Source organism: Acidovorax sp. sic0104 (genome assembly GCF_019219095.1).
Classification (GTDB): domain Bacteria; phylum Pseudomonadota; class Gammaproteobacteria; order Burkholderiales; family Burkholderiaceae_C; genus Acidovorax.
This window is the reverse complement of sequence record NZ_JAHUWH010000018.1, coordinates 36,981-61,645: the sequence shown is the minus strand read 5'-3', so window position 1 is coordinate 61,645 and position 24,665 is coordinate 36,981. Positions and strand designations below refer to the sequence as shown.

The window sequence follows — 24,665 nt, the reverse complement described above, 5'->3', positions numbered from 1 at the left end:
CACAAAAAAACGCACCTGCGGGTGCAGCGTGGAGATTCAGACCATGACCGATGCCATCCTGCAACTCAAGGGCCATGCCAAGGACCTGGGCGGCGGCTTTACCGTGCGCCGCCTGCTGCCCGCCGTGCAGCGTCAGGCGGTCGGCCCCTTCCTGTTCTTCGACCATTTCGGCCCGGTGACCGTGGTGCCGGGCGACAGCCACGATGTGCGCCCGCACCCGCACATCGGTCTGGCGACGGTGACCTATTTGTTTTCGGGCGCGATCATGCACCGTGACAGCCTGGGCTATGTGCAGCAGATCGAGCCGGGCGCCATCAACTGGATGACGGCCGGCCGAGGCATCGTGCATTCGGAGCGCCGCCCCGAGAGCCTGACGGACAAGACCTATGTGAACCACGGCATCCAGCTGTGGACTGCGCTGCCGCAGGCGCACGAAGAGGCCGAGCCTTCGTTCGTGCACACGCCATCGGCCGCCATTCCTGAAGTGCGCGTGGGCGACGCCACGGTGCGCGTGCTCATCGGCAGCGCGTTCGGCCAGACCTCTCCAGTGGCGACCTACTCGCCCACGGTGTACCTGGACGTGCAATTGCCCGCCGGGGCCACGCTGGAGATTCCCGCGCTGGCGCAGGAGATGGCGGTGTACGCCGTGGACAGCCCGGTGCAGCTCAACGGCGAGGCCGTGGGCGCCCAACTGCTCGCGGTGATGGACGCGGGCCAGGCCATGCATCTGTCGGTGCCCGGCCAGGCGCCCGCACGCCTCATGGTGATCGGCGGCGATGCGCTCGATGCCCCGCGCCACATGTGGTGGAACTTCGTCTCCAGCCGCAAGGAGCGCATCGTGCAGGCGGCGGATGACTGGGAGGCCCAGGCGATGGGCCAGGTGCCGGGCGAGGTGGAGTGGATTGCGCTGCCAGAGCGCCGCTTCAAGCCCTGATGCAGGGCCAGCCCCGCACCCAGGGGCGTGCCGTGGTGCCCTGGCCGTGCCCAAACAGCCCGCGATTTCGGGTCAAAACAGCCTCTGGCGCTTGATGGCAGGGCGCCAGATGCTCATATTTTCATAGCTTTTCTTTGACGGCTGCCTGGCCGGCCTTGCTGGCGATGTCGCGCACGCTGGTCGTGGCATCGGCTGCAAGATCGCTGGTCAGCACGGCGCGCTCGTCGAACACGAAACAACCGCCATGGTAGTGGGCGCCGTCGGTCAGCTCGAAGTACTTGAGGATCCCGCCTTCCAGCTGGTAGACATGCGGCAGGCCCTCCTCATGCATCAGGATGGCGGCCTTCTCGCAGCGGATGCCGCCGGTGCAAAAGCTCACCACCGTCTTGTCTCGCAGTTCGTCCTTGTGGGCCCGCAAGGCCGGGGGGAATTCGGTGAATTTGTCGATGCGCCAGTCGATGGCGTTGTCGAACGTGCCCTGGTCCACTTCGAAGGCATTGCGCGTGTCCAAAGTCACCACCTCGCGGCCCTGGTCGTCGTGGCCTTGATCCAGCCAGCGGCGCAGCGTGGCCGGGTCCACCGAGGGCGCGCGGCCGGCGGCGGGCCGGATGGTGGGGTGGTCCATGCGGATGATCTCGCGCTTGACCTTGACCAGCATCTTGCGAAAGGGCACGGCGGCAGACCAGCTCTCCTTGGGCTCCAGGTCGGCAAAGCGCGCGTCGGCGCGCAACGCATCGACGAAGCCGCGCACCGCATCGGCGGGCCCGGCCAGAAAGAAATTGATGCCTTCCTCGGCCAGCAGGATGGTGCCTTTCAGGCTGGCCTGCGTGGCGCGGGCGTGCAGCAGCTCGCGCAGTGCTGCCGCATCGGGCAGGGGCACGAATTTGTAGCACGAGATATTGAGGATGGTGTCGGTGGCGTTCACGGCAAATGGGACATGGAGGCTGCGGTGAGTGTGGCGGCCTTGCGGGCGCTGGCGGGCCTGCGCGGACAGGAATCCGGCCACGACGCACCACGGCAAGGGGCACATGGCATTGGCGCCCGTGCGCCTGCAGCCGGGTCGGATTGTCAGGTCACGGGCGCGAGCAGCGCGCCTTCGATCTTGTTGGCCAACTGGGCGATCGCCAGGGCGGCAGGGCAGCCGGGCGTTTGCAGCAACAGCAATTGGCGGCGCATCACGGCGTCGCGCACGGAGGCGTCGGCGGGAATGTCGCCCATGTGGATGAGCCGCATCGGACGGCCGGACTCGGTGCTCACGAAGCGGTCCAGCACCTGCTGCAGTTGGCTGGTGATGGCGCGGCCGTCACCAGCGCGCGCGGCCTGGTTGATGACCATGCGTACGTGCTGGCGCTTTTGCTGCATGGCCAGGACCTTGATGGCGGCGTAGGCATCGGTCAGCGAGGTGGGTTCGGGCGTGGCGACCACCAGCACCTCGGAGGCCAGCGAAATGGAGAACAGCACCACGTCGGAGATGCCCGCACCGGTGTCCAGCAGCACCACGTCGTACTGCGGGGTGAGGGCCTGGATCACGTTCAGGAACTGGCCGCGTACCTCGGGCGTGAGGCGCGAATACTCCACCATGCCCGAGCCGGCCAGCAGTACGTTGAAGCCGCCGGGTGCCTGGATCACGGCCTGGTCGAGCGTGGCCTTGCCGGTGAAGACATCATGCAGGGTGATCTTGGGGTGCAGGTTCAGCACCACGTCCAGGTTGGCCAGGCCCAGGTCGGCGTCCAGCACCAGCACACGGTGGCCGCGGCGGGTGAGGGCCGCCGCGAGGTTGGCCGAAACGAAGGTCTTGCCAACACCGCCCTTGCCGCTGGTGATGGCGATGATGCGGGCACCCCCGGGCGCTGGGGCCTGGGGCGTGGCGGAGCCAGCAGGTGCTGCTGGCGATGTGGGTTGGGGGGACAGCGCGTCGCTCATCTTCTAACTTTCAGTAGGCGCTGCCTGTTGGTGGATCCAGCGGGGGCAGGTCGCCCCAGCCCGAAGGAGTGTAGAGCGGGCCGAACAACAGGCTTTTCTCTTCCGCACTGACGGTGCTGTCAGGTTGCTCCTCGATGCTGATGCAGTTGCGCCCACCCTCCTTGGCTTGGTAGAGCTGGTGATCGGCGCGGTCCGTCCACAGCAAGGTGGTGGAGCGGATCCACTGCATCGCGAATGCGCCGCCGATGCTCACGGTGATGTTCAGCTCGACCGATCCGGACACCTTGATGGGCGTATTGGCCACCGCCCGGCGGATGCGCTCAGCCACCACGCTGCCGAAACCGGCCTGGCAGGCCGGAAGCACCACGGCGAACTCCTCGCCACCGTAGCGGGCCAGGGTGTCCATCGGCCGTACGCAGGCATTGAGGGTGCGGGCCACGGACTGCAGCACGATGTCACCCGCCAGGTGCCCGTGCGTGTCGTTGACCTTCTTGAAGTGGTCGATGTCCAGCATGAGCAGCAGGGCGGCTTCGCCGGAACGCGTCACGCGGTCGATCTCCCGCTCGAGCACGGCCCGGAAATGTCGACGATTGGCCAGCCCGGTGAGCGGGTCTTTCAGGGAGAGTTCGCACAGCCCGTCGATCAGGCTTTGCAGGTAACGCGACGGCACGTCCCGGTGCAACGCTGCTTCGCTGCCGCCGGCCTGGGCCACCAGCGCGTGTGCAGTATCCAGGCGGAGGTCGCGCAGATCTACAAGATGGGAGGCTGCAGAATCAGACACAAATCGGAGCAAGAAAAGTTGGGCAAGTGTACCAGTGCCCCGGCCCGCAGCGTGCCTGGCCTCGTTATAGGTAAAACCCGCGTCAGGCGCCGCTCTCGGCGTGGGAGAGCTGCTGCAGGGCCATCAACGCTTCAGTGTCCGTGCGGTACATCGCCAGCCCGGAACCCGGCTCCAGCAGCCGGGCCTGGCGCAGCACCTTTTCGGCCGGCAGCTTCAGGCCACTCAGGTGCAACGTGCCGCCGCGTCCGCGCATGAGCGCCAGCAACTGCGCGAAGGTCTCCACGCCCGTCACGTCGACGCGGTTGATGGGCTGGGCCAGCAGGCACAGATGCACCACATCGGGATGGGCCGCCAGGTGCTCGGTCACCCACCGCTCCAGCGCGCTGGCCGACGCGAAGTCGAGTTCGGCGTCCATGCGCAGCGCCAGAAGATGAGGTGCCAGCGGCGGCAGGTGCCACAGGTGGCGGTCGCGCAGGCTGCCGTCGGGGTGCAGGCCCACTTCGATGATGCGCGGGTGCAATCGCTGGTACAGGAAGTGGCTCAGATTCATGAGCAGCCCCACCAGCACGCCCCAGTACATGCGCGGCGCGGTGGCCAGCGTGAGGGCGAAGGTCACCCCGCCGATTGCCGCCTCCACCCGGGACACGCGCCACAGGCGCAGCAGCGTGCCGGGCTTGATGAGGCTGGTCACGGCCGTGACCACCACTGCCGCCAGCACCGACTGGGGCACGTGGTACAGGGCGGGCGTAAGCCACAGCAGCACCACCAGCACGAGGCCGATGGCGAACAGCGTCGCCCAGCCGCTCTTGGCACCTGCATACAGGTTGATGGCCGAGCGCGAGAAGGACGCGCTGGTGGCGAAGCTGCCGCACAGCCCGCTGCTGATCTTGGCCAGGCCCTGGCCGATGAGGTCCTGGTTCTCGTTCCACCGCTCGCCCGAGCGCTGGCTCTCCACCTTGGCACTGGACGCGGTCTCCAGGAAGCTCACCAGCGTGACCACCAGCACCGGCATCACCAGCGCGCCGAACCCTGACCAGGGCAGGGCGCCAGGCCAGTAAGGCGCCGGCAGGCCGGACGGCAGCGCGCCCACTACGGCGCCGCCCGCGTCCGCATACCCCAACGCCCAGCTCAGCGCGCCAGCGGCCCCCACCACGACGATGGCGGCCGGAAAGTTGGGCCGCCAGCGCCGTGCCAGCACCAGCAGCGCGAGGCTGCCCAGGCCGAACGCGGCTGCGGTCAGATCGAACAACCCCGGGGACGGCGTGGACAGCAGGGCCCCCCAATCGGCCCGTAAGCCGGTGAGCGATGCCAGTTGCGAGCCCAGGATCAGCAGCGCGGCAGCCTGCGTGAACCCGCTGAGGACGGGCGAGGTGACCAGGTTGAGCAGCCAGCCGAAGCGCGCCAGGCCCATCACCAGTTGGAGCAGGCCGGACAGCAGCGCCATCCAGGCCGCCATCGCTACCCACTGGGCGCTGCCGGGCTCAGCCAGGCCGGTCAGCGAAGCGCCGATCAGCAGGCTGGTCAGGGCGGTGGGCCCCACGCCCAGCCGGGTCGAGGAACTGAACAGCACCGCCACCAGCGCCGGGATGAGCGAGGCGTAGATACCCGTGATCAGGGGCATGCCGGCCAGCGCGGCATAGGCCACGCCCTGCGGCACCAGCATCAGGCCGACCGTCATGCCGGCCCAGAACTCCCCCTTGATCAAGTGGCGGTCGGGGCGGGGCCAGGAGAGAAACGGGAGCCAGCGGGCCAGGGACGTGGACAACATCCTGCGATTGTCACCCCTGGCGGTGGCTGTTTTGGCCTGCGGGCCCGGGCGGGTGCGTCCTACATGCAGTTCGGCTCCGTCCGACCCGGGCGGCGCGGACAGCTGCCTACAGTTCGTTCCATATCCCAACCCAAGGAGTCTGACCATGAACACTACCGCGATTACCCTGCGTCCCGCACACCGCATCGCCAGCATCCTGGCCGTGAGCGCCCTGGCACTGGGCCTGTCGGCCTGCGGCAAGAACGAAGAGCCCACCGTGGGCCAGCGCCTGGATTCCGCTGTCGAAAAGACCGAACAGGCGGCCGCAGAGGCCCGCGTGAAGGCTGAAGGCACCATGCAGAACGCCGAAAACAAGATGGAGCAAAGCGCTGCGAATGCGGAAGCTTCTGCCAAGCAGGCCGCCACCGACGCCAAGGGCGCCATCGACGATGCCGCCATCACCGCCAAGGTCAACGCCAGCCTGGCCAAGGACCCTGACCTGAGCGCCCTGAAGATCAACGTGGACACGGTCAACGGCAAGGTGACCTTGAACGGCCCAGCACCGACCACCGTGGCCCGGGACCGTGCCGAGACCATCGCCAAGGCGGTGGACGGCGTGACCGCCGTGAACAACCAGCTGGTGGTCAGCGCCAGTTAAACGACCGCCAGGCACTCGCGCAATGCCAGCGACCGCTGGCATGCCAGGCACCACGCGCCGCCCGGGGTTTCTGCCCCGCGCGGCGCGCTACCATGGGTGGATGAAAGAAGCACAACCTTCGCAACTGGCGACCCGCATCGTCCACCACGACTACCTTCCGCCCGCCGACTTCGTTGCCCCACAGCCTGGAGTCTTCAAGGCCTCTACCGTCATCTTTCCCACCGTCGCGGCCATGCGCTCGCGCGAGTGGAAGGACAAGAGCGGCTATACCTACGGCTTGCACGGCACGCCGACCACCTTCATCCTCGAAGAACGCCTGTGCACGCTTGAAGGTGGGCTGCAGTGTCTTCTGGTGCCCAGCGGCCTGGCGGCCATCGCCAACGTCGCGTTGGCACTGCTCAAGCCTGGCGACGAGGTGCTGATCCCCGACAACGCCTACGGGCCCAACAAGGACCTGGCCAATGGCGAGCTGCGCCGCTTTGGCATCACGCATGCTTTCTACGACGCGCTTGACCCTGCGGACCTGGCGGCGCGCATCACGCCCGCCACGAAGCTGGTGTGGCTGGAGGCTGCGGGCTCGGTCACCCTGGAGTTCCCGGACCTGTGCGAGCAGGTCCGCATCTGCCGCGCCCGTGGCGTGACCACGGCGCTCGACAACACCTGGGGCGCCGGGCTGGCGTTCTCGCCCTTCGACCTGCTGGGTGACGGAACGCAGGGCGAGGGCACGCTGGGTGTGGACATCTCGGCGCATGCGCTCACCAAATACCCCAGCGGCGGGGGCGACGTGCTCATGGGCAGCGTGATCACGCGCGATGCGGGGCTGCACATGAAGCTCAAGCTCACCCACATGCGCCTGGGCCTCGGTGTGGCCGGCAACGATGCCGAAGCCGTGCTGCGTGCGCTGCCCAGCATCGGCCTGCGCTACAGGGCGCACGATGAAGCCGCGCGCCAGCTGGCGCGCTGGATGCAACAGCAACCTGCGGTGGCGCAGGTGCTGCACCCGGCGCTGGAAGAGTCTCCCGGACACGCGCACTGGAAAGCGCTGTGCGGCGCAGCGCAGGGCGGGCAGGGCGCTGCGGCAGGACTTTTCAGCGTGGTGTTTGATGCGCGCTACACGCAGCAGCAGGTTGATGCGTTCTGCGACGGGCTTCGCCTGTTCAAGCTGGGCTACAGCTGGGGCGGACCCATGAGCCTGGTGGTGCCGTACGAGTTGCCCAGCATGCGCAGCAAGGCCGCTACGCACCTGCAGCCAGGCACGCTGGTGCGTTTTTCGGTGGGGCTGGAGGCAGTGCAGGACCTGCGCCAGGACCTTCTGCAGGCTATGGACCGGGCATTCGCGGCCTGAGATGTGCATTCTGCGTACCGCTTGGCCGCGCCGCGCCCCATCGCGGCAACGCAGGGCGGCGGGGTGGTAGTTTCCTCAGTGGCATCTTTGCGTCGGCAGGCTTAGTGTGGTGGCATGACCGCCACATCTCCCAAGCCCGTGACCGAAGGGGCCGAGCCATCGGAAGCCCAGAACGCAGAAGCGATCGCAGGTCGCGTGTTGCGCGAGACGGCCCGGCCGGTCACGCTGCAGCGGCTGCATCCGGGCGATCCTTTCCGCTGGCTGCTGCGGGGACTGCAGGACGTGCGTGCGGCCCCGGGCATCGCGGTGTTCTATGGGGCGTGCTTCTGGGGCATGGCGATGGTGCTCGGGTGGGTATTCCGCGCGCGGCCCGAGTACACGATGTCGCTGGCCAGCGGGTGTCTGCTGGTGGGGCCGTTCCTTGCCATGGGGCTGTACGACACCAGCCGCCGCCGGGAGGAGGGACTCGCGCCGCAGTTGAGCGAGTCCCTCACCTGCTGGGACAGCCACATGGGCAGCATGGGCATGCTCGTGCTGGTCCTTGTGGTGCTGGAGTTGCTGTGGGGCCGGGCATCGCTCGTGGTGTTTGCGGTGTTCTTCAACACCGGAATGCCTTCGACCACCGGCGTGCTGCAGGCGGTGTTCAACCCGCAGAACTGGAGCTTCGTGGCGGTGTACGCTGTGGTGGGAGGCGTGTTTGCCGCGCTGGTTTTTTCCACCTCGGTCGTGTCCATCCCGATGATCCTCGACCGTGACACCGATGCACTGACCGCCGGCATCACCAGTGTGCGCGTGGTGCTGGAGAACCCGGCAGCGATGCTCGTGTGGGGCGCTCTCATCACGGCCATCGTCGGGCTGTCGCTGTGGCTGTGGGGCTTGCCCCTGTTGCTGGCCGGGCCGCTGCTCGGCCATGCAAGCTGGCATGCCTATCGGGCCTGTGTGGCACCGCCGCGCGAAATCCTCGCGGCCGCCTGAGGCGGCTGTCTATGCTGTTACAGTGGTTTCAACTTTAGAAAGCAGCGATCTTGGCAACACCTAACTACGGATACGAAAAGCGTCAGCGCGAACTGGCCAAGAAACAGAAGAAGGAAGAGAAGGCCCGCGCCAAAGCGCAGCGCCAGCATGACGACCCAGGCGCATCCCAGCAAGAAGATGGCCAGGAGCCTGGCGAGCAGGCACCGGACGCGCAGCAGCAGGGCCCGGCCGTTTGAGTTCAGGCGCCAAGCTTCATTTCAGCAGCTTCTTCAACTCTGGCCAGACGTTGGCCAGCATCTGCGGGTGTGCCTCGGCGCGCGGGTGGATGCGGTCGGGCTGAAAAAGGCGGGTGGGGTCCGGCCCATCCGCCACGCCTTTCAGGAAGAACGGCACCACCGCCGCCTTGCGGGCCTGCGCCACCGTGGCGAACAGTCCCGCGAACTTGTTGGCGTAGTCGGTGCCGTAGTTGGGCGGCACCTGCATGCCCACCAGCAGGACCTTGGCGCCCGCTTTCTGGGCGGCCTCCGTCATCCACATCAGATTCTCTTCGGTGTTCTTGAGTGGCAAGCCCCGCAGTGCGTCGTTGCCACCGAGCTCGATCACCACATGGGTGGGCTGGTGCTGCCCCAGCAGCGACATCAGGCGCGAGCGGCCCCCCGATGTGGTCTCGCCGCTCACGCTGGCATTCACCACGGTGGCAGGCAGCTTGTCCTGAGCCAGTTGCTTTTCCAGCAGCGCGACCCAGCCGGTGCCTCGGGCCAGGCCATACTCGGCACTCAGCGAGTCCCCCAGCACGAGAATCAGTGGCTGCGTGCGCGGTTTGGCGACCGCCGGGGCGACAGGCGACTTGGCGGAGGACTGGGCAAATGCCGCAGGGGCGCAAATCCCCACCGCAAGGCCGAGAGTGGCGCTCAGGATAAAGTGGCGCCGGTGCGTCAATACGATCAAAGTAAAAAGCCTTTCATGTCCGAACCCCTCTCATCTTCCGTGGCCTCGGCCACTGCGGCTCCATCTGCGACACCGATTATTGCCGTCGAGCACGTGTTCAAGTCGGTGACGGATTCCACGGGCACGCTCGACATTCTGCGGGATATCGATTTCCGCCTGGCACCCAGGGAAACGGCGGCCATCGTGGGCGCATCGGGCTCGGGCAAGAGCACGCTGCTGTCCATCATCGCGGGGCTCGACACCCCGACGCGCGGCACCGTGCGGCTGGACGGGCACGACCTTTTCGCCATGGACGAGGACGCACGCGCCGCGCTGCGGGCGCAGAAGGTGGGCTTTGTCTTTCAGAGCTTCCAGCTCATGGGCAACCTGACTGCACTGGAAAACGTGATGCTGCCGCTGGAGCTGGCCAACCGCCGCGACGCGCGCAAGGCCGCCGCCGACATGCTCGAGCGCGTGGGGCTGGGCCAGCGCCTGTCGCACTACCCCAAGGTGCTATCGGGCGGCGAGCAGCAGCGCGTGGCACTGGCGCGGGCCTTCGTGGTCCACCCGGCCGTGCTGCTGGCCGACGAGCCCACGGGCAGCCTGGATTTCGCCACCGGCGAGACCATCATGCAGCTGATGTTCGACCTGAACCGCGAGCAGGGCACGACCCTCGTGCTGGTCACGCACGACCGCGCCATCGCGGCGCAGTGCGAGCGGCGCATCACCATCGAAGCCGGGCGGGTTGCCTGATTTGCGGATGTTTTTGGCCCGCACCGCTTGATCCATAAGCGCTGCAAGCTATCGAAAAAATAGCATCCAGTCGCGGCGGATAATCGCTGCATGTCCAGCCCCAAAGTTCTCTTCGGCTTTCACGCCGTGGGCGTGCGTCTGAAGACCGCGCCGAAATCCGTCATCGAGATTTACTACGAAGTCACGCGGCGCGACGCCCGCATGCGCCAGTTTCTCGACCGCGCCCGCGAGGCCGGTGCCCGTTTGATCGAAGCCGACAGCGAGCGCATTGCCAAGCTGGCGGGCAGCCACGGCCACCAGGGCGTGGCCGCACGCGTCGAGCCCGTGGCGCAGATCACATCGCTCGATGAGTTGCTCGAGAACCTGGAAGCCGCCGGCGTCGAAAACCCCCTGCTGCTGGTGCTCGACGGCGTGACCGACCCGCACAACCTGGGCGCCTGCCTGCGCGTGGCCGATGGCGCGGGCGCGCACGCCGTGATAGCCCCCAAGGACCATGCCGTGGGCATCAACGCCACCGTGGCCAAGGTGGCCAGCGGTGCTGCCGAGACCATGCCGTACTTCATGGTGACCAACCTGTCGCGCACGCTGAACGAACTCAAGGAGCGCAACATCTGGTGCATAGGCACGAGCGACGATGCGCCCAAGACCATCTACCAGGTGGACCTGAAAGGCCCTGTGGCGCTGGTCCTGGGCGCCGAAGGCGACGGCATGCGGCAGCTCACCCGCAAGACCTGCGACGAGCTGGTCAGCATCCCCATGAAGGGCGCGGTCGAAAGCCTCAATGTCTCGGTGGCCAGCGGCGTGTGCCTGTACGAGGCGCTGCGGCAAAGGACGTGACCCCTGCTGGCCCGCCTGCGGCACCTTCCGCTGAGGGCCTGAGGCGCAGGGGATTGTCAATGGGCCAGCCAGTGCTTCGTGTCGCAAAGGAATGACATGCTCGATATCGCCAGGTCCTGGGTGCAGCAGTCGCAGCGCATTGCGGTGCTGACGGGGGCCGGTGTCAGTGCCGAGTCGGGTGTGCCCACTTTCCGTGACGCGCAGACCGGCTACTGGGCGCAGTTCCGCGCCGAGGACATGGCCACGGAAGAGGGGTTTCGCGCGCACCCTGAGCGCGTGTGGGACTGGTACCAGTACCGGCGCGACCTGCTCGCCGGCGTGCACCCCAATGCCGCCCACCAGGCGCTCGCCGAGTTCCAGCAGCGCCACCCTGGCCGGCTGACCCTGATCACGCAGAACGTCGATGGGCTGCACCAGCGTGCCGGCAGCACCGGCGTGCTGTGCCTGCATGGCGGCATCTTCGAGAACCGCTGGCTCGATGCCCCCCGGGCGTGCTGCCGCATCGAGCATGCCGCCCCGGGCCACCCGCCGTACTGCGACCGCTGCGGCAACCTGGTGCGCCCTGGCGTGGTGTGGTTTGGCGAGGCCTTGCCCTCTGCCACCTTCGAGGCCGCCGAACAAGCCGCCCACCAGTGCGCGCTGATGCTGGTCGTCGGCACGGCAGGCGCGGTCTACCCCGCAGCGGGCCTGGCGCGGCAGGCCCGGGCGGCGGGTGCGCGGGTGGTGGTGCTCAACCCGGCGCCCAGCGAGCTGGACGACGCCGCCCACGCCGTGCTGCGCGGTGCTGCGGGCACCTTGCTGCCGCACCTGCTGGCGGGCTGACATCGGGCGGACGGCGCCCCCTCCTTGCTAGAGAGCAACCCCTAGCCATTTCGTGGCGGCAACGCCGCTTTCTGTCGCAAAGCTGACACGGTGCGCCTGGCCTTGCCTGTAGCCTGCGCCACCTTTTCACATTTTGTTTCTGCCTACCTTGGGGTCTTTCACACCATGAGCCGTCGTCAATTCCTCCTGCGCGCCACCCAGGCCGTCGCTGCCACCGGGCTTCCTGCATGGGCCCATACCGCGATGGCGGCCGAAGAGGCGCTCACGGCCCGGTCGGTGACGCTGGGGTGCTCCATTGCCCTGACGGGCCCTCTGGGCCAGGCGGGCATCGAGCAGCTGGCGGGCATGAAGGCCGCGTTTGCCGAGGTGAATGCCGCCGGCGGCGTGCATGGCCGCGAAGTGCGCATGGAGGTCAAGGACGACGGTTACGTGGCCGCCCGCACGCTCAAGAACGTGACGGAGATGGTGGACGCGCAATCGGTGTTCGCGCTGATCTCGCCCCTGGGCACGGCCAACACCGCGTCCATCCTTCCGCTGGTGGAGTCCAAGGGTATCCCCACCGTGGGGCCCGTCACGGGGGCCACATCGCTGCGCGCGGCCGGCAACCGCCATGTGTTCTTCCTGCGCCCGAGCTACCGCGAAGAGACGCAGCGCCTGGTCAAGCAGATCGTGGACATGGGCCTCAAGCGCATTGCCGTGGTGTACCTTGACAACCCTTTCGGCAAGGAAGTGCTCAAGGACATGTCCACAGCGCTCGATGAGATCAAGGTCGAGCGCGGGGGCGAGTTCGCGCTGGCGGTGGACGGCAAGAACGGTGCCGAGCTGGCCGACAAGGTGGCTGCCGAGCGTCCAGGTGCGGTGCTGCTGGCCACCACCGGCACGGCCAATACCGCCTTTGTGCAGGCCTTCCGCGCCAAGGCGCAGGGCGTGCCGCTGGCGGGCCTATCGGTCACGGTGATCGCCTCCGAGATGCCCAAGCTCGCGGCCTCCACGCGCGGCCTGGCGCTGGTGCAGGTGTTCCCGGACGCCAATTCGCAGAAATCGGTGGCGGTGCGCAAGTTCCAGACCACCATGAAGGCCGTGGGCGCCGAAGCGGCCTACCTGAACAGCGGCAGCGCGCTCGAAGGCTGGTTCAACGGCCAGATCATGATCGAAGGCCTGAAGAACGCGGGCAAGGACCTCACGCGCGAGCGCCTGCGCGCTGGCCTGGCAGGCATCCGCTCGCTGTCGTTCGGCGACTTCAACGTGGGCTTTGGCAACAAGGCCCCTTACATCGGGTCGGACGCGATCTACCTGGCGGTGTACGCGGAGAACGGGCGGCGGATCAGCTGACCTTTGCCTTGCGTGTCCGGGCAGGCGGCCGTGCTACCTGCCCGTGCTGCGATAGCGCAGGTCGCCGGGCTTGTGCCCTGCGTCGATGGTGATGCGAAAGACGGAGCCGTCGTGCCCCGAGGCGGCCCGGGCCGTCAGGCGGATGCCCCGGGGCGTGGCCTGGCAGCGCATCTGGCTCAGTGAGATGGCGGCGTGGTCGTTGTTGAGCGCGGGCACGCCTAGCGTCTTGACTTCTTGCGCGCTGTCGGTGTCGTCATGCCGCAGCCATTGCACGAACAGGAACGACTGCGCGTACCGGCTGGCATGGACGATGCGGTACGTGCCCCGTTGGCTCCCGTCCCGCGCGGGCGGCGCCGGCCATTCGCCGCATACCTGCAGCCAGTCCACATCCGGCGCCGTGGCGAACGCGCTGTAGGGCATGTCGGTGCCCAGCGCATGCGCATTGCCTGCCACGGCAAGAACCCACGCCACGCTGCCGCAAACGACGGCCAGACATCGGGGCAGCGCAGGGCTCGGCACGGGCTTGCTCACGATTGCCAGCGGACCTGTACCGTCCACCCGGTGGCAGAGAACAGGGGCTTGAGCACTGCCTCGGCGTTCTCCTTGGCCGTGGCCACGGTGCTGGCGGCCTCGCAGGTACGCTCCACATCCTGCTGCGCGCGCTGCAGGGCCGCGTCGATGGCCTGCGTGCGATTGGCCGAGCCCGGAATCAGCGGTTCGATGCCCGTGCCCTGCACGGCGTAGAAGTAGGAGCCGCCCTGCTCGCGCGGGGCATGGTCCACCCGGGCCGACAGCGTGGTGGGCGCGGGCAGCAACAGCACTGCGGTGCGGGCCGCGGGGTCCACCGCGTCATACCGCGCCTGCCGCATGTCGGCGCCTACCAGGCAGTCGCCGCGTGCCACCAGCAGCACCTGCGTGCCGCCCAGCCGCAGCTCCCACTGCGTCCAGGGAATGCCCTGCGTGATCTTCTGCGTGAACTCGATGACGTTGGCATACCGCACCTTGACCGAGACCAGGTGGCCCATGTCCTCCAGCGCCAGCAGGGCCGGCGGGGGCAGGGGCGCCGCAGGCTTGTTGTACAGCACCAGCCACAGGCCCAGGCCTCCCAGTACGGCGCCCAGGGCCGCACCGGCGATGGCCGCGGCCATCGGTGTGCGGGGCTGCGTGGAGATGACAGGCTCCGCCACGGTTCAGGCGCCGTGGCGCCGGTAGCCCGCCAGCAATGCGGCCAGCACGCCCATGCCCACCGCACAGCTGCGGTTGAGCCAGCGCAGCCCGCGCTGCGACAGCCACCGCACGGCCTGCCACCCTGCGGCGGCATAGGCCACCATGACGAGGGTGTCGAGCCCCACGAAGAGAGAGCCCAGCACGGCGTACTGCAGCGCCTGCGGTTGCGCTGGGTTAACGAACTGCGGCAGAAAGGCCGCAAAGAACAACAGCGTCTTGGGGTTGGACAGCGCCACGCCCAGGCTGCGCACAAAGGCCGCGCGCCCCACGGCCTGCCGGCCCGGCACCTGGGCGAGGGCCGTTTGCATGTCCACCGGCGGGCTGCGCCACAGTTGCACGGCCAGCCACAGCAGGTAGAGCACGCCGGCAATGCGCACCACGTTGAACAGCGTGGCCGATGCATTGAGCAGCGAGCCCAGGCCCACGGCCACCACGGCGATCAGGATGCCCGCCCCCAGCCCCGCGCCCGCCATGCCCCAGGCCGCGCGGCGCATGCCGCCGGCCATGCCGTTGGACAGCGCCAGCAGCATCGTGGGGCCGGGGATCACGGCCAGCGCCAGCGAGGCGGCGGCGAACATCAGCAGTGTCTGCAGGGTCGGCATTCAGCGTTCTCCTTTGCGGTAGGGCTTCATCAGTGCCTGAGGATACGCCGCCTTGCGCGCCACCAGCACCAGCGCCACGATGGACAGCACGTACGGCAGCATCAGGTAGACCTGGTAAGGCAGCCACGCATCGCCCGCCTGCTGCAACCGCAACTGCAGCGCGTCGAAGAAGGCGAACAGCAGCGCGCCCAGCAGCGCCTTGCCTGGCCGCCACGAGGCAAACACCACCAGCGCCACGCAGATCCAGCCGCGCCCGTTCACCATGTTGAAGAAGAACGCGTTGAACGCCGACAGCGTGAGAAACGCGCCCGCCACCCCCATCAGCGCCGAGCCCGCCACGATGGCGCCGGTGCGTGTCGCCGCCACCGGAATGCCCTGGCCCTCGGCCGCCTGCGGGTTCTCGCCCACCATGCGCACGGCCAGGCCCAGCGGGGTGCGCATCAGCGCCCAGGCCAGAAGCGGCACCAGCAGCAGCGCCAGCAGAGTGAGCGGCGTCTGCGCCGACAGGATGGGCAGGCCCAGCCACTGCATGGGCGCAAACGGCTCGATGGTGGGCGGCGTGGTCACCTTCGGGAAGCTCACGCGGTAGCCGAAGTAGCTGAGCGCGGTGGCCAGCAGCGTGATCCCCAGGCCCGACACGTGCTGCGAGAGCGCCAGGCCCACCGTCAGCCAGGCATGCAGCAGTCCGAACACAGCGCCCGTGAGCGCCGCCACCAGTACACCCGTCCACAGACCGTTCCCGGCATACACCGTGAGCCAGCCGGTGAACGCACCCGCCACCATGATCCCTTCGATTCCCAGGTTGAGCACGCCCGCACGTTCGCACAGCAGCACGCCCAGCGTGCCCAGGATGAGCGGCGTGGCCACGCGCAGGGTCGCGATCCAGAACGCGGGGTTGGCGAGGATGTCGAGCAGTTCGGTCATGGGGCTGCTCTCCGGGTGGTTGCTATGAAATAAGTAGCTGTCTGCGCTGTATAGGCAAGCGGTGGAGGCACTTTTTGTTCAAATTTTGAGTTCATGACGGGTTCATTTCCACCGAACCCGGTACTGCGTGAGGAGCCCCGCCACCAGCACTGCGATCAGCGAGGTGGCCACGATCACGTCCGCCATGTAGGTGGGTACGCCCACCGCACGGCTCATGCTGTCGGCCCCCACCAGCACGCCGGCCACAAAAACCCCCGCCGCCACCACGCCCAGCGGGTTCAGCCCGGCCAGCATGGCGATCACGATGCCGCTGTAGCCGTAGCCCGGCGACATGTCCAGCGTGACATAGCCGGTTCGGCCAGCCACCTCGATGGCCCCCGCCAGGCCCGCCAGTCCGCCAGAGAGCAGGGCCACCAGCACCACGGTGCGCGTGACGGGGACCCCCGCGAACGCCGCAGCCCGCGCATTGGCCCCCGCCGCGCGGATGTCGAAGCCCGGCACCGTGCGCGCCAGCAGCGCCCACAGCATCACCGCCAGCGACACGGCCCACAGCAGCCCCGTGTGCAACCGCGTCTGCGGTACCAGCCGTGACAGCTCCAGCTCGCCCTGCAGCGCCACGCTCTGCGGCCAGCCCATGGAGAGGGGGTCTTTCATCAGTCCGTCGAGCAGGGCCGACACCAGCAGCAGCATGATGAAGTTGAGCAGCAGCGTGGTCACCACCTCGTCCACCCCCAGCCGCGCCTTCATCAGCGCTGGGCCCAGCAACAACGCGGCGCCCGCCAGCGCAGCCGCCAGCATCATCAGTGGGAAAAGCACATAGGGTGACCATTCCAGCCCCGTGCCCCCATGCATGCCACCCACGGCCACGGCGGCCAGCGCGCCGGCATAGAGCTGGCCTTCCGCCCCGATGTTGAACAGCCGCGCCCGAAACGCCACCGCCGCCGCCAGCCCGGTCAGGATCAGCGGCGTAGCCCGCGTGAGCGTTTCGGTCAGCGCAAACACCGAGCCGAACGCGCCCTGCAGCAGCAGCGCATAGGTCTGCGCCACCGGCGCGCCGGCCCACAGCACCAGCAGGCCACTGATGAGCAGTGTGAAGAGCACCGCGCCCACGGGCGCCAGCAAGTAGGCGATGGTGGAGGTGTGATTGCGTTTTTCTAGGCGCATGGTGCGGTGGACAGATTGGCAGGGTGCCGGTGGTTGTGCGCCAGAGGCGGGCGGCAGAGAATGCGCGCAGCCCGTATTTGCCGCCCGTCTTGCATGAAACACTTCGCCGCCATTCTTGCCTTGGTCGCCACGCTGCTGGCGTGGCAGACGGCCATGGCAGCCAACAGCCCGGAGCCGGTTTTGATGCCGCCCCCGACGGCCGATGAGCTGGCGCGCACCGCCGAGATCAACGCATGGCTGGATGCAAAACGCGCGGCGCAGGAGGCATCGAGGGTGCGGGACAGATGGGTCTCGGCAGCGGTGTTTCTGGCACTGGCGGCGGGATTCGTCACCTTGGTGTGGCGAACCTGGCGCAGCGAGCGGCCGCCGGTGTTCAAGCGCAGCCGCGTGGTGCTGTGGGCGCCGTGTTTCCTGCTGGCGAGTGCCTGGTGGTTTCCGCCATCGCTGCTGGCGGCCATTGCGCTGGCGCCCGCGCTGTTGTGGGTGTGGTGGACGAGGGCGCTGTCTTGGCGGGAACTGTGCACCGCCTCCGCGTTGTACGTGTGCGCTGCCGGGGGGCTGTGGACCGTGTTCTCCGTTTTGGCGGGGCTGGCGAACCAGGGCGCGGGCAAGTAGCGCACGGATGGGGCTGGGTGGCGCGCGCTGTGCTCCGCGTGGTTCATGGCGCGTCTCCGGCTGGGCTTTGTGCACCCGCACCCGCACCCGCACCCGCACCCGCCATCGCGAGCCCGATGGCTTCGCGCGACCAGTTCTCGGCAGGCCGTGCCTCGCTCAGATGGCCCGCGTGCATCACCGCCACGCGGTCGCCCAGTGACAGCACCTCGTCCAGGTCGTCCGAAATCAGCAGCACGGCCGCACCGCCATCGCGAGCATTGATGAGCTGCTGCTGCACAAAGCTCACCGCGCCGATATCCAGGCCCCAGGTGGGCTGATGGGCCACGATCAGCTGGGGATGCGGTGCTGCCAGCGATGCGTCCTGCGGAGGCATCAGCGCCCGCCCGAGGATGAGCTTTTGCATGTTGCCGCCGGACAGCGCACGCGCCGGCGTGTCAGACCCTCCGCCCCGCACATCGAACATCTCGGCCAGGCGTTGCGCGTGTGCGCGGGCAGCGCGGCGCTTGATCCACAAGCCTTTGAACCAGGGTTGCGCAAACCAGTGGCTGCGCAGGCGCTCGGACACAGCGTTCTCCCACACGGGCAGATCGCCCACCACGCCCACGGCGTGCCGGTCTTCGGGGATGCGGGCAACGCCCTGGCTGACCAGCCACGCAGGCCGCGCTGGCAGCGGTGCACCGCGCAGCGTGACCTGGCCTGCCGTGGCCCGGCGCATGCCGCACAACACATCGGCCAGCGCGACCTGCCCGTTGCCCGACACACCCGCAATGGCCACGATCTCGCCCGCGCGCAGGGTCAGCGAGACATCACGCAGCCGGTCTTGCCCCTCTGCGGCGGTGCTGACACTTTGCAGCTCGCACACCGCTCCGCCCACATTGCGCGCCGGCCTGCGCTCTGCGGCTTGGACCGCATGGCCCACCATCCATTGCGCAAGCTGCCCTTGTGTCGTGTCCCGCGTCGCGGCTTCGGCCACCAGCTTGCCCTGGCGCAACACGGCCACACGGTGCGATACGCGCAGCACCTCGGCCAGCTTGTGGCTGATGAAGATGATGGACAGGCCCTGTGCCACCATGTGTGCCAGCGTGGCGAACAGCGCCTCGCTCTCCTGCGGGGTGAGCACGGCGGTGGGTTCGTCCAGGATGAGGATGCGCGCGCCCCGGTACAGCGCCTTCAGAATCTCGACCCGCTGGCGCTCGCCCACCGAGAGGCTGCCCACCCGCGCATCCGGGTTGACAGGCAGACCGAATTGCCCCGCCACCGCCAGCAGCCGGGACCGCGCCTCGCGGCGCCGCGAGAAGGGCTGCCACAGAGGCTCGGTGCCCAGCAGCACGTTGTCGAGCACAGAGAGGTTGTCGGCCAGCGCGAAATGCTGGTGCACCATGCCGATGCCTGCCGCCAGCGCTGCGCGCGGCTGCCCTGGCGGCAGCGACTGGCCGAAGGCCTCGATGTGCCCTGCGTCCGCCACGTAGTGCCCGAACAGGATGGACATCAGCGTGGACTTGCCCGCGCCGTTTTCGCCCAGCAGCGCCAGCACCTCACCGGGCTGCAGGGTCAGGCTGATGCCGTCGTTGGCGACCAGCTTGCCAAAACGCTTGGTGATGTTCTTCAGGTGGAGGACGGCGTCGGGCATGGTGGGGTGCGATGGTGTGCGTTATTCGCAATGCCTGTTCAATGCACGCCACTCCCTCTCCTCTCGCGCGAGAGGAGAGGGGCTCCAGGCACCCAGTGCACGCCCCAGGTTCATGGCATCACTTCCAGCTGGCCAGAAACGCCTGCAGCACCTTGGCCGAATTGGCTGCGGCCAGGTGCATGAAGGTATCCATCTCGTTCTCGCCATCGCCTCCACCGGCCAGATCGCTCAGCGAGCGGAATGCGATGTAGGGCACGCCATTGCTGTGCGCCACCATGGCCGTGGCGGCGGTCTCCATGTCGAGCACGTTGGCGTCGAAGGTCTTGAACGCGTATTCGCGGAAGGCCTTGTTGTCCACGAAGGCCTGGCCCGAGACGCCATTGCCGCCCACCACCATGCGGGGGCGCTCCTTCAGGCACTTGTCAGCATGGCAATGGTCCAGCGCGACGCTGGTGCCCAGGCTGCGCGCCACGGCCAGCATGCGGGCGTCGGCCGCGAACCAGAACTGCTTGGTGAGGGCGGGGTTCGCGGCGCTGCGCACCTCTACCGGGCGCGGGTGCATCATGCCGAAGGAGGGCAGGGTCAGCTCGCTCTTCATCCACGCCGGGGCACTGTACTGGCCGGGTTTGTCCTCGCGGGCCATCAGCCACTCCATGTACTGGCCCCACTGCGCGGGCACCGTCACGTCGCCGATGTGCAGGCGCGGGTTCACGCCGCCCGCGATGCCCGAAAAGACGATGTGGCTCACGTTGAATCGATCCAGCGCCAGCTGGGTGTTCATGGCCGCATTGGTCATGCTGATGCCTGACAGGAACACCACGACCGGTTGGCCCGACAAGGTGCCGGTGGTGAACTCCACGCCATTGAGGCGGTGCTTCACTGGCTGCTGCACCTGTGGCAGCAGCACCGTCAGCTCGGGCTCGAAGGCGGAGATGACGGCGATGCGCGGTGTGGCATCGAGCTGCACCACCGACGCCCCCGATGGCCGGTTGGGCGCGGTGCTGCACGCTGCCAGTGCAGCGGCCAGTGCGAACGTCGCCACCACGCGCAGCCCATGCCGGGCGAGGGTGGTGGTGCGGATCGCAGTGCGGCGGGAAGAGGGCATGGTCAAGTCCTGGTGAAGATGGCGCAAATGCTGCAGCCTAGCGCAAGTGCGAAGTTCGTGGCAGAGGCACGCAGGCCCCTGGCAAGCAAGCACTTGCGGGGCAGGGCGCCGTCGGCTTTTTTATTGATGAGGCGCGGGCGGCTGCAAGGGCCTGTGCACCCCCCCGGTGCGTGACGGTGGCGGGTGGTCCACCACCGTCACGCGGCGCCGGCTCACTTTGCCGTGGACTTGGGCTGGCTGTCGTCCACCTTCACCGTGAACTTGCCGGCCAGGATGTCGGCCTCCCGGGCCTTGACCTTGGCCACGATGTCGGCAGGCACCTTCTTCTCGAACGTGCCCAGCGGCGCCAGTTCGGAGCCCTTGTGCTTCATCATCGAATACGGGCCGTAGTCCTCCGGAGTGAACTTGCCTTCCTTCACCAGCTTGAGCGCGCGGTCGATGCTGGGCTCCATGTGCCACAGGGCCGACGCCACGACGGTGTCGGGGTACTTGTCCTGGGTGTTGATCACATTGCCGATGGCAAGCTTGCCCTTTTCCTTGGCCGCATCGGACACGCCGAAACGCTCGGCATAGAGCACGTCGGCGCCCTTGTCGATCATGGCAAACGTCGCTTCCTTGGCTTTCGGTGGGTCGAACCAGCTGTTGATGAAGCTCACGGTGAACTCGACCTTCGGGTTGGTTTCCTTGGCGCCCGCCATGAAAGCGTGCATGAGGCGGTTCACCTCGGGGATGGGAAAGCCACCCACCATGCCGATCTTGTTCGTCTTGGTCATGCCCCCCGCCACCATGCCCGACAGATAGGCGGGCTCCTGGATGTAGTTGTCGAACACGCTGAAGTTGGGCGCCTGGGGCTTGCCCGACGAGCCCAGCAGGAAGGACGTCTTGGGGAAGTCCTTGGCCACCTTGCGCGCGGCGGCCTCCACTGCGAAAGCTTCGCCCACGATCAACTGGTTGCCCCCCGTCGCGTACTCGCGCATCACGCGCTCGTAGTCGGCGTTGGAGACGTTCTCGCTCGACTTGTATTCGATCTCGCCCCGCGCCTCCGCGGCCTTCAGGGCCTTGTGGATGCGGCTTACCCACTGCTGCTCGTAAGGCACCGTGTAGATCGCTGCCACCTTGAGCTTGGTTTGCGCCCCCGCCATCGACGGCGCAATAGCCAATGCGGCTGAGAGGGCGATGGAGGTGCAGAGCAGGCGTCCGGTGAAGATGCGGCGGGTGGTCATGGTGGGGTTCCTTCAGTTCAGAAAAGAATGGCCAGCAAGAGGGTGCTTGGATGCTTGGCTCCCAAGCAAGGAGCGCGCCAGTCGGTGCCAGCACGGCGGCAGACTGCGCGCCAGTCTGCCAGAGGAAAGCCACCAGGTGGTAAAAATCAGTGCGGCGCGCGTGGCGCCCATGAAAAAAGCCACCCTAAGGGTGGCTGGCTGCGTGGGCAGGGTGGCGCGGGCTGCGTGTCTGCGCCAGGCAGCTCCCTTACTTTGTGCCAAAGATCCGGTCCCCCGCATCTCCCAGCCCCGGCAGGATGTAGCCGTGGTCGTTCAGTTCGCGGTCGATGGCGGCTGTGAAGATCGGAACGTCGGGGTGGGCTTTTTGCAGTGTTGCCACGCCTTCGGGGGCGGCCAGCAGGCAGACGAACTTGATGGAGCGGGGGTTGAGCTTTTTCAGGCGGTCCACGCAGGCGGCGGCGGAGTTGCCGGTGGCCAGCATGGGGTCGACCACGATGATGTCGCGCTCTTCCATTTCGGAGGGCATCTTGAAGTAGTACTCCACGGGTTGCAGCGTGGCGGGGTCGCGGTACAGGCCGATGTGGCCGACGCGGGCGCCGGGCACCACGTTGAGCATCCCGTCCAGGAAGCCGTTGCCGGCACGCAGGATGGACACCAGCACCAGCTTCTTGCCGTCGATGACCTTGCCGGTCATGGTTTCCAGCGGGGTTTCGATCTCGAAGTCCTGCAGCGGCATGTCGCGCGTGACCTCGTAGGCCATCAATGTGGACAGCTCACCGAGCAGGCGACGAAAGCTGTTGGTGCTGGCGTCCTTGCGGCGCATCAGCGTGAGCTTGTGCTGGACCAGGGGGTGGGTGATGACGGTGACGTTGTTGTTGGTAGCGGTGCTCATGGCGCGGCCTGTGTTGGTTCTACAAGGGTGAATGAATGGCGGTGGCTGTATTTTCGCCTCCCTTCGCAATGGTGCGCGGAAACTGCCGTGCACACGTGCCACGCCGCCGTGAAACCGGCGGTCCGGTCCGCCGCATCGGGTGGAGCGGGGGTCTAGTCCGCCAGAAAGCGCGCGTAGCGGGCCAGGTCCACGTTGCCTCCGCTCACGATGACGCCCACGCGTTCGCCGTGCAGCAGCTTGGCGCCGCTGTCTTCTCCAGAAAAGGCCTGCACCCCCGCCAGGCCCAGCGCTCCGGTGGGCTCGACGGTGATCTTCATGCGCCCCGCAAAGAAGCGCAGCGCATCGATCAGCTGTTCGTCGCTCACGGTGATGATGTCCTCGGCATGGTCGCGGATGATGGGAAACGTGAGCTCGCCCAGCGACTGTGTCTGGGCGCCGTCGGCGATGGTTTGCGGGTGGGGAATGCGCACGATGTGCCCTGCGCGCAGGGACTGCTGGGCATCGTTGGCGGTCTCTGGCTCCACGCCGATGACCTTGCACCGCGGTGCCAGCACTTGCGCCGCGAGCAGCGCGCCCGACAGCAGGCCGCCACCGCCCAGGCTGATGAAGAGGTAGTCGAGGTCGGGCACCTCCTGCAGCAACTCCAGCGCGGCGGTGCCCTGGCCGGCAATGACATGGGGGTGGTCGAACGGCGGCACCAGCGTCATGCCGCGCTCGCGTGCAAGCTGGCGGCTGATGGCTTCGCGGTCTTCGGTGTGGCGGTTGTAGGTGACGACCTGGGCGCCGAAGTCGCGCGTGGCCGTCATCTTGGAGACCGCTGCATCCTCTGGCATCACTACCAGCGCCGGCATGTCGAGCAGGCGTGCCGACAGGGCGACGGCCTGGGCATGGTTGCCGGCGGAGAAGGTGAGCACGCCGCCTTCACGCTGCGCATCGGTGAACTGGGCCAGTGCGTTGTAGGCCCCGCGGAACTTGAAGGCGCCGGTGCGCTGCAGGTTCTCGCACTTGAAGAACAGCTTTGCGCCCAACTGCTCGTCGATGGTGGTGCAGCGCATCACGGGCGTGTGGTGCGCGACGCCTGCGAGCCGCTCGGCTGCGGCGGCCACGTCGTGGTAGGTGGGGAGAGGCAGGCTGGTCACTGTCATGGTGGCGTCCTCGCTGCGGGGCGCGGCCTGCCCCTGGTTGCCACATGATAGCCCGTCGGCCCTGATTTTGGGGTGAAATGGGCTGCTGGCGCTTGTTGGGAAAGCGCCAGCAGCTATCAAATAAGTAGCGAATAGACGTGGTGGATGCGGCGGCCCAGCGACCTGGCTTCCACAGGCTCAGCCCCGAACGGGTTGCGGGCGCAAGGGGTCGGCCGCGCAGCCGGTGGTCAGCCCTGTTCGCTGAACCGGATCAGTGGCGCGAGCGGCGGGAACTCGCCGGTGCGCTTTTCCTTCATCGCGGTGACGGACTCGCGCACGTGCCGGTTGCTCCAGATCGCGCCCTGCAGCCAGCCCATCTGGCGCAGGCTGTCTTCCACACTGTGGTCGCGGGCATAGTTCACGGCCTGCTTGGTACCCCAGATGGCCACAGGGGGCTTGGCAGCGATCTCGCGGGCGCATTGCAGCGCGGCGGCCAGCATGGTCTGCGGCGTGTCGAAGACCTCATTGACCAGGCCATAGCCCAGGGCCTTGTCCGCCCCCAGGCGACGGCCGGTGTAGGCCAGCTCCTTGACCACGCCCAGCGGGATGAGCTTGGGCAGGCGCTGCAGCGTGCCCACGTCGGCCACCATGCCGATGTTGATCTCCTGGATGCAGAAGAACGCGTCGGCCGTGGCGTAGCGCACGCAGGCGGTGGTGACCAAATCCACCGCGCCGCCGATGCAGCCGCCCTGAATGGCCATGATGACGGGAATGCGCAGGCTCTCGATGCGGCTGAAGGTGGCCTGCATGTCGGTGAGCAGGTCGAAGACGGCGGCACGCCCCTCGGGGCTCCGGTCGTCCAGGGTGATGGCGCCTCCGAAGGTTTCAAGCGCCATGCCCGCGCTGAAGTGCTTGCCGGTGCTGCTGACCACCAGCACCCGCGCATCGCCCGCCTTGTTCAGCTGGGCCAGCACCTCGTCCAGCTCGCGCCAGAAAGTGGGGTGCATGGTGTTCATGGCCTCGGGCCGGTTCAGCACCAGGTGGGCCACATGGTCGGTGATGCTGAGCGAGAAGCAGGTCAGGGAGGGGGTGTTCATGGGCAGTCACTGTAGACCCGGCAGGGGG

26 protein-coding genes are annotated in these 24,665 nt (G+C 67.6%); 10 read left to right on the top strand and 16 right to left on the bottom strand.

Translation table 11 applies throughout. The features are described 5' to 3' along the window. The first annotated feature begins 43 nt into the window (after positions 1-43). Positions 44-934 carry a pirin family protein gene (locus KW835_RS22530; RefSeq protein ID WP_218386594.1) on the top strand — a complete coding sequence of 297 codons (891 nt, stop codon included), beginning with the start codon at positions 44-46 and terminating at the stop codon, positions 932-934. Between the two features lie 121 nt (positions 935-1,055). Here the strand turns inward: KW835_RS22530 and KW835_RS22525 are convergent, their stop codons facing one another. The 4 genes from KW835_RS22525 to KW835_RS22510 all read right to left on the bottom strand — a co-directional run bounded on the left by KW835_RS22525 (position 1,056) and on the right by KW835_RS22510 (position 5,406). Then, positions 1,056-1,859, bottom strand: coding sequence for a sulfurtransferase (locus KW835_RS22525; RefSeq protein WP_339385469.1), 804 nt, complete (start codon positions 1,857-1,859; stop codon positions 1,056-1,058). Positions 1,860-2,002: 143 nt separating this feature from the next. Then, complete coding sequence (locus tag KW835_RS22520; protein WP_218386592.1) at positions 2,003-2,857, bottom strand: MinD/ParA family protein; 855 nt, start codon at positions 2,855-2,857, stop codon at positions 2,003-2,005. 10 nt (positions 2,858-2,867) lie between these two features. Beyond that, positions 2,868-3,638, bottom strand: a complete 771-nt coding sequence (locus tag KW835_RS22515) for a GGDEF domain-containing protein (protein WP_218386590.1) — start codon at positions 3,636-3,638, stop codon at positions 2,868-2,870. Positions 3,639-3,720: 82 nt separating this feature from the next. Next, positions 3,721-5,406 (bottom strand): SulP family inorganic anion transporter, encoded by a 1,686-nt coding sequence (locus KW835_RS22510; RefSeq protein WP_218386589.1) that lies wholly within the window; start codon positions 5,404-5,406, stop codon positions 3,721-3,723. A 145-nt stretch (positions 5,407-5,551) separates the two neighbouring features. Between KW835_RS22510 and KW835_RS22505 the strand changes: the two genes are divergently transcribed. From KW835_RS22505 to KW835_RS22490, 4 genes are all read left to right on the top strand, one after another. Then, positions 5,552-6,043 (top strand): BON domain-containing protein, encoded by a 492-nt coding sequence (locus KW835_RS22505; RefSeq protein WP_218386587.1) that lies wholly within the window; start codon positions 5,552-5,554, stop codon positions 6,041-6,043. A gap of 100 nt (positions 6,044-6,143) precedes the next feature. Beyond that, the gene (locus tag KW835_RS22500; protein ID WP_218386664.1) at positions 6,144-7,388 is read left to right on the top strand and encodes a PLP-dependent transferase; all 1,245 of its coding nucleotides are present in this window, start codon (positions 6,144-6,146) and stop codon (positions 7,386-7,388) included. A 114-nt stretch (positions 7,389-7,502) separates the two neighbouring features. After that, positions 7,503-8,363: a DUF2189 domain-containing protein gene (locus KW835_RS22495; protein ID WP_218386586.1), complete on the top strand. Its 861-nt coding sequence runs from the start codon at positions 7,503-7,505 to the stop codon at positions 8,361-8,363. A gap of 50 nt (positions 8,364-8,413) precedes the next feature. Next, on the top strand, positions 8,414-8,599 hold the full coding sequence (locus KW835_RS22490) for a hypothetical protein (RefSeq protein ID WP_218386584.1): 186 nt from the start codon (positions 8,414-8,416) through the stop codon (positions 8,597-8,599). A 16-nt stretch (positions 8,600-8,615) separates the two neighbouring features. Here the strand turns inward: KW835_RS22490 and KW835_RS22485 are convergent, their stop codons facing one another. Continuing rightward, positions 8,616-9,311, bottom strand: coding sequence for an arylesterase (locus tag KW835_RS22485; protein ID WP_218386583.1), 696 nt, complete (start codon positions 9,309-9,311; stop codon positions 8,616-8,618). A 15-nt stretch (positions 9,312-9,326) separates the two neighbouring features. Between KW835_RS22485 and KW835_RS22480 the strand changes: the two genes are divergently transcribed. The 4 genes from KW835_RS22480 (at position 9,327) to KW835_RS22465 (ending at position 13,034) form a co-directional block, all read left to right on the top strand. Then, complete coding sequence (locus KW835_RS22480) at positions 9,327-10,043, top strand: ABC transporter ATP-binding protein (protein ID WP_218386581.1); 717 nt, start codon at positions 9,327-9,329, stop codon at positions 10,041-10,043. 90 nt (positions 10,044-10,133) lie between these two features. Further along, on the top strand, positions 10,134-10,880 hold the full coding sequence (gene rlmB, locus KW835_RS22475; RefSeq protein ID WP_218386580.1) for a 23S rRNA (guanosine(2251)-2'-O)-methyltransferase RlmB: 747 nt from the start codon (positions 10,134-10,136) through the stop codon (positions 10,878-10,880). A gap of 96 nt (positions 10,881-10,976) precedes the next feature. Continuing rightward, positions 10,977-11,702, top strand: coding sequence for an NAD-dependent deacylase (locus KW835_RS22470; RefSeq protein ID WP_218386578.1), 726 nt, complete (start codon positions 10,977-10,979; stop codon positions 11,700-11,702). Between the two features lie 165 nt (positions 11,703-11,867). Beyond that, the gene (locus KW835_RS22465; RefSeq protein ID WP_218386577.1) at positions 11,868-13,034 is read left to right on the top strand and encodes an ABC transporter substrate-binding protein; all 1,167 of its coding nucleotides are present in this window, start codon (positions 11,868-11,870) and stop codon (positions 13,032-13,034) included. 33 nt (positions 13,035-13,067) lie between these two features. On the opposite strand, the gene KW835_RS22460 is transcribed toward KW835_RS22465, so the two are convergent. From KW835_RS22460 to KW835_RS22440, 5 genes are all read right to left on the bottom strand, one after another. Beyond that, on the bottom strand, positions 13,068-13,565 hold the full coding sequence (locus KW835_RS22460; protein ID WP_339385468.1) for a hypothetical protein: 498 nt from the start codon (positions 13,563-13,565) through the stop codon (positions 13,068-13,070). After that, a complete protein-coding gene (locus KW835_RS22455; RefSeq protein WP_339385467.1) occupies positions 13,562-14,221 on the bottom strand; it encodes a DUF4230 domain-containing protein in 660 nt (219 codons plus the stop codon). The genes KW835_RS22460 and KW835_RS22455 overlap by 4 nt, the downstream gene beginning before the upstream one ends. A gap of 3 nt (positions 14,222-14,224) precedes the next feature. After that, positions 14,225-14,863, bottom strand: coding sequence for a LysE family translocator (locus KW835_RS22450; RefSeq protein ID WP_218386576.1), 639 nt, complete (start codon positions 14,861-14,863; stop codon positions 14,225-14,227). Beyond that, the gene (locus KW835_RS22445) at positions 14,864-15,787 is read right to left on the bottom strand and encodes an ABC transporter permease (RefSeq protein ID WP_218386569.1); all 924 of its coding nucleotides are present in this window, start codon (positions 15,785-15,787) and stop codon (positions 14,864-14,866) included. 102 nt (positions 15,788-15,889) lie between these two features. Beyond that, entirely contained in the window at positions 15,890-16,951 is a 1,062-nt protein-coding gene (locus KW835_RS22440) for an ABC transporter permease (RefSeq protein WP_218386567.1), read from the bottom strand. Positions 16,952-17,044: 93 nt separating this feature from the next. Between KW835_RS22440 and KW835_RS22435 the strand changes: the two genes are divergently transcribed. Then, entirely contained in the window at positions 17,045-17,566 is a 522-nt protein-coding gene (locus KW835_RS22435; RefSeq protein ID WP_218386565.1) for a hypothetical protein, read from the top strand. 43 nt (positions 17,567-17,609) lie between these two features. Here the strand turns inward: KW835_RS22435 and KW835_RS22430 are convergent, their stop codons facing one another. From KW835_RS22430 to KW835_RS22405, 6 genes are all read right to left on the bottom strand, one after another. Next, complete coding sequence (locus tag KW835_RS22430) at positions 17,610-19,196, bottom strand: ABC transporter ATP-binding protein (protein ID WP_218386563.1); 1,587 nt, start codon at positions 19,194-19,196, stop codon at positions 17,610-17,612. A 118-nt stretch (positions 19,197-19,314) separates the two neighbouring features. Continuing rightward, a complete protein-coding gene (locus KW835_RS22425) occupies positions 19,315-20,301 on the bottom strand; it encodes a 5'-methylthioadenosine/S-adenosylhomocysteine nucleosidase (protein WP_218386561.1) in 987 nt (328 codons plus the stop codon). 212 nt (positions 20,302-20,513) lie between these two features. After that, positions 20,514-21,524: a BMP family protein gene (locus KW835_RS22420; RefSeq protein WP_218386560.1), complete on the bottom strand. Its 1,011-nt coding sequence runs from the start codon at positions 21,522-21,524 to the stop codon at positions 20,514-20,516. A 247-nt stretch (positions 21,525-21,771) separates the two neighbouring features. Next, positions 21,772-22,416 (bottom strand): uracil phosphoribosyltransferase, encoded by a 645-nt coding sequence (gene upp / locus KW835_RS22415; RefSeq protein ID WP_218386558.1) that lies wholly within the window; start codon positions 22,414-22,416, stop codon positions 21,772-21,774. Positions 22,417-22,568: 152 nt separating this feature from the next. Next, the gene (locus KW835_RS22410) at positions 22,569-23,561 is read right to left on the bottom strand and encodes a threo-3-hydroxy-L-aspartate ammonia-lyase (RefSeq protein ID WP_218386556.1); all 993 of its coding nucleotides are present in this window, start codon (positions 23,559-23,561) and stop codon (positions 22,569-22,571) included. 227 nt (positions 23,562-23,788) lie between these two features. Further along, positions 23,789-24,637, bottom strand: coding sequence for an enoyl-CoA hydratase-related protein (locus KW835_RS22405; RefSeq protein WP_218386554.1), 849 nt, complete (start codon positions 24,635-24,637; stop codon positions 23,789-23,791). Positions 24,638-24,665 lie beyond the last annotated feature (28 nt).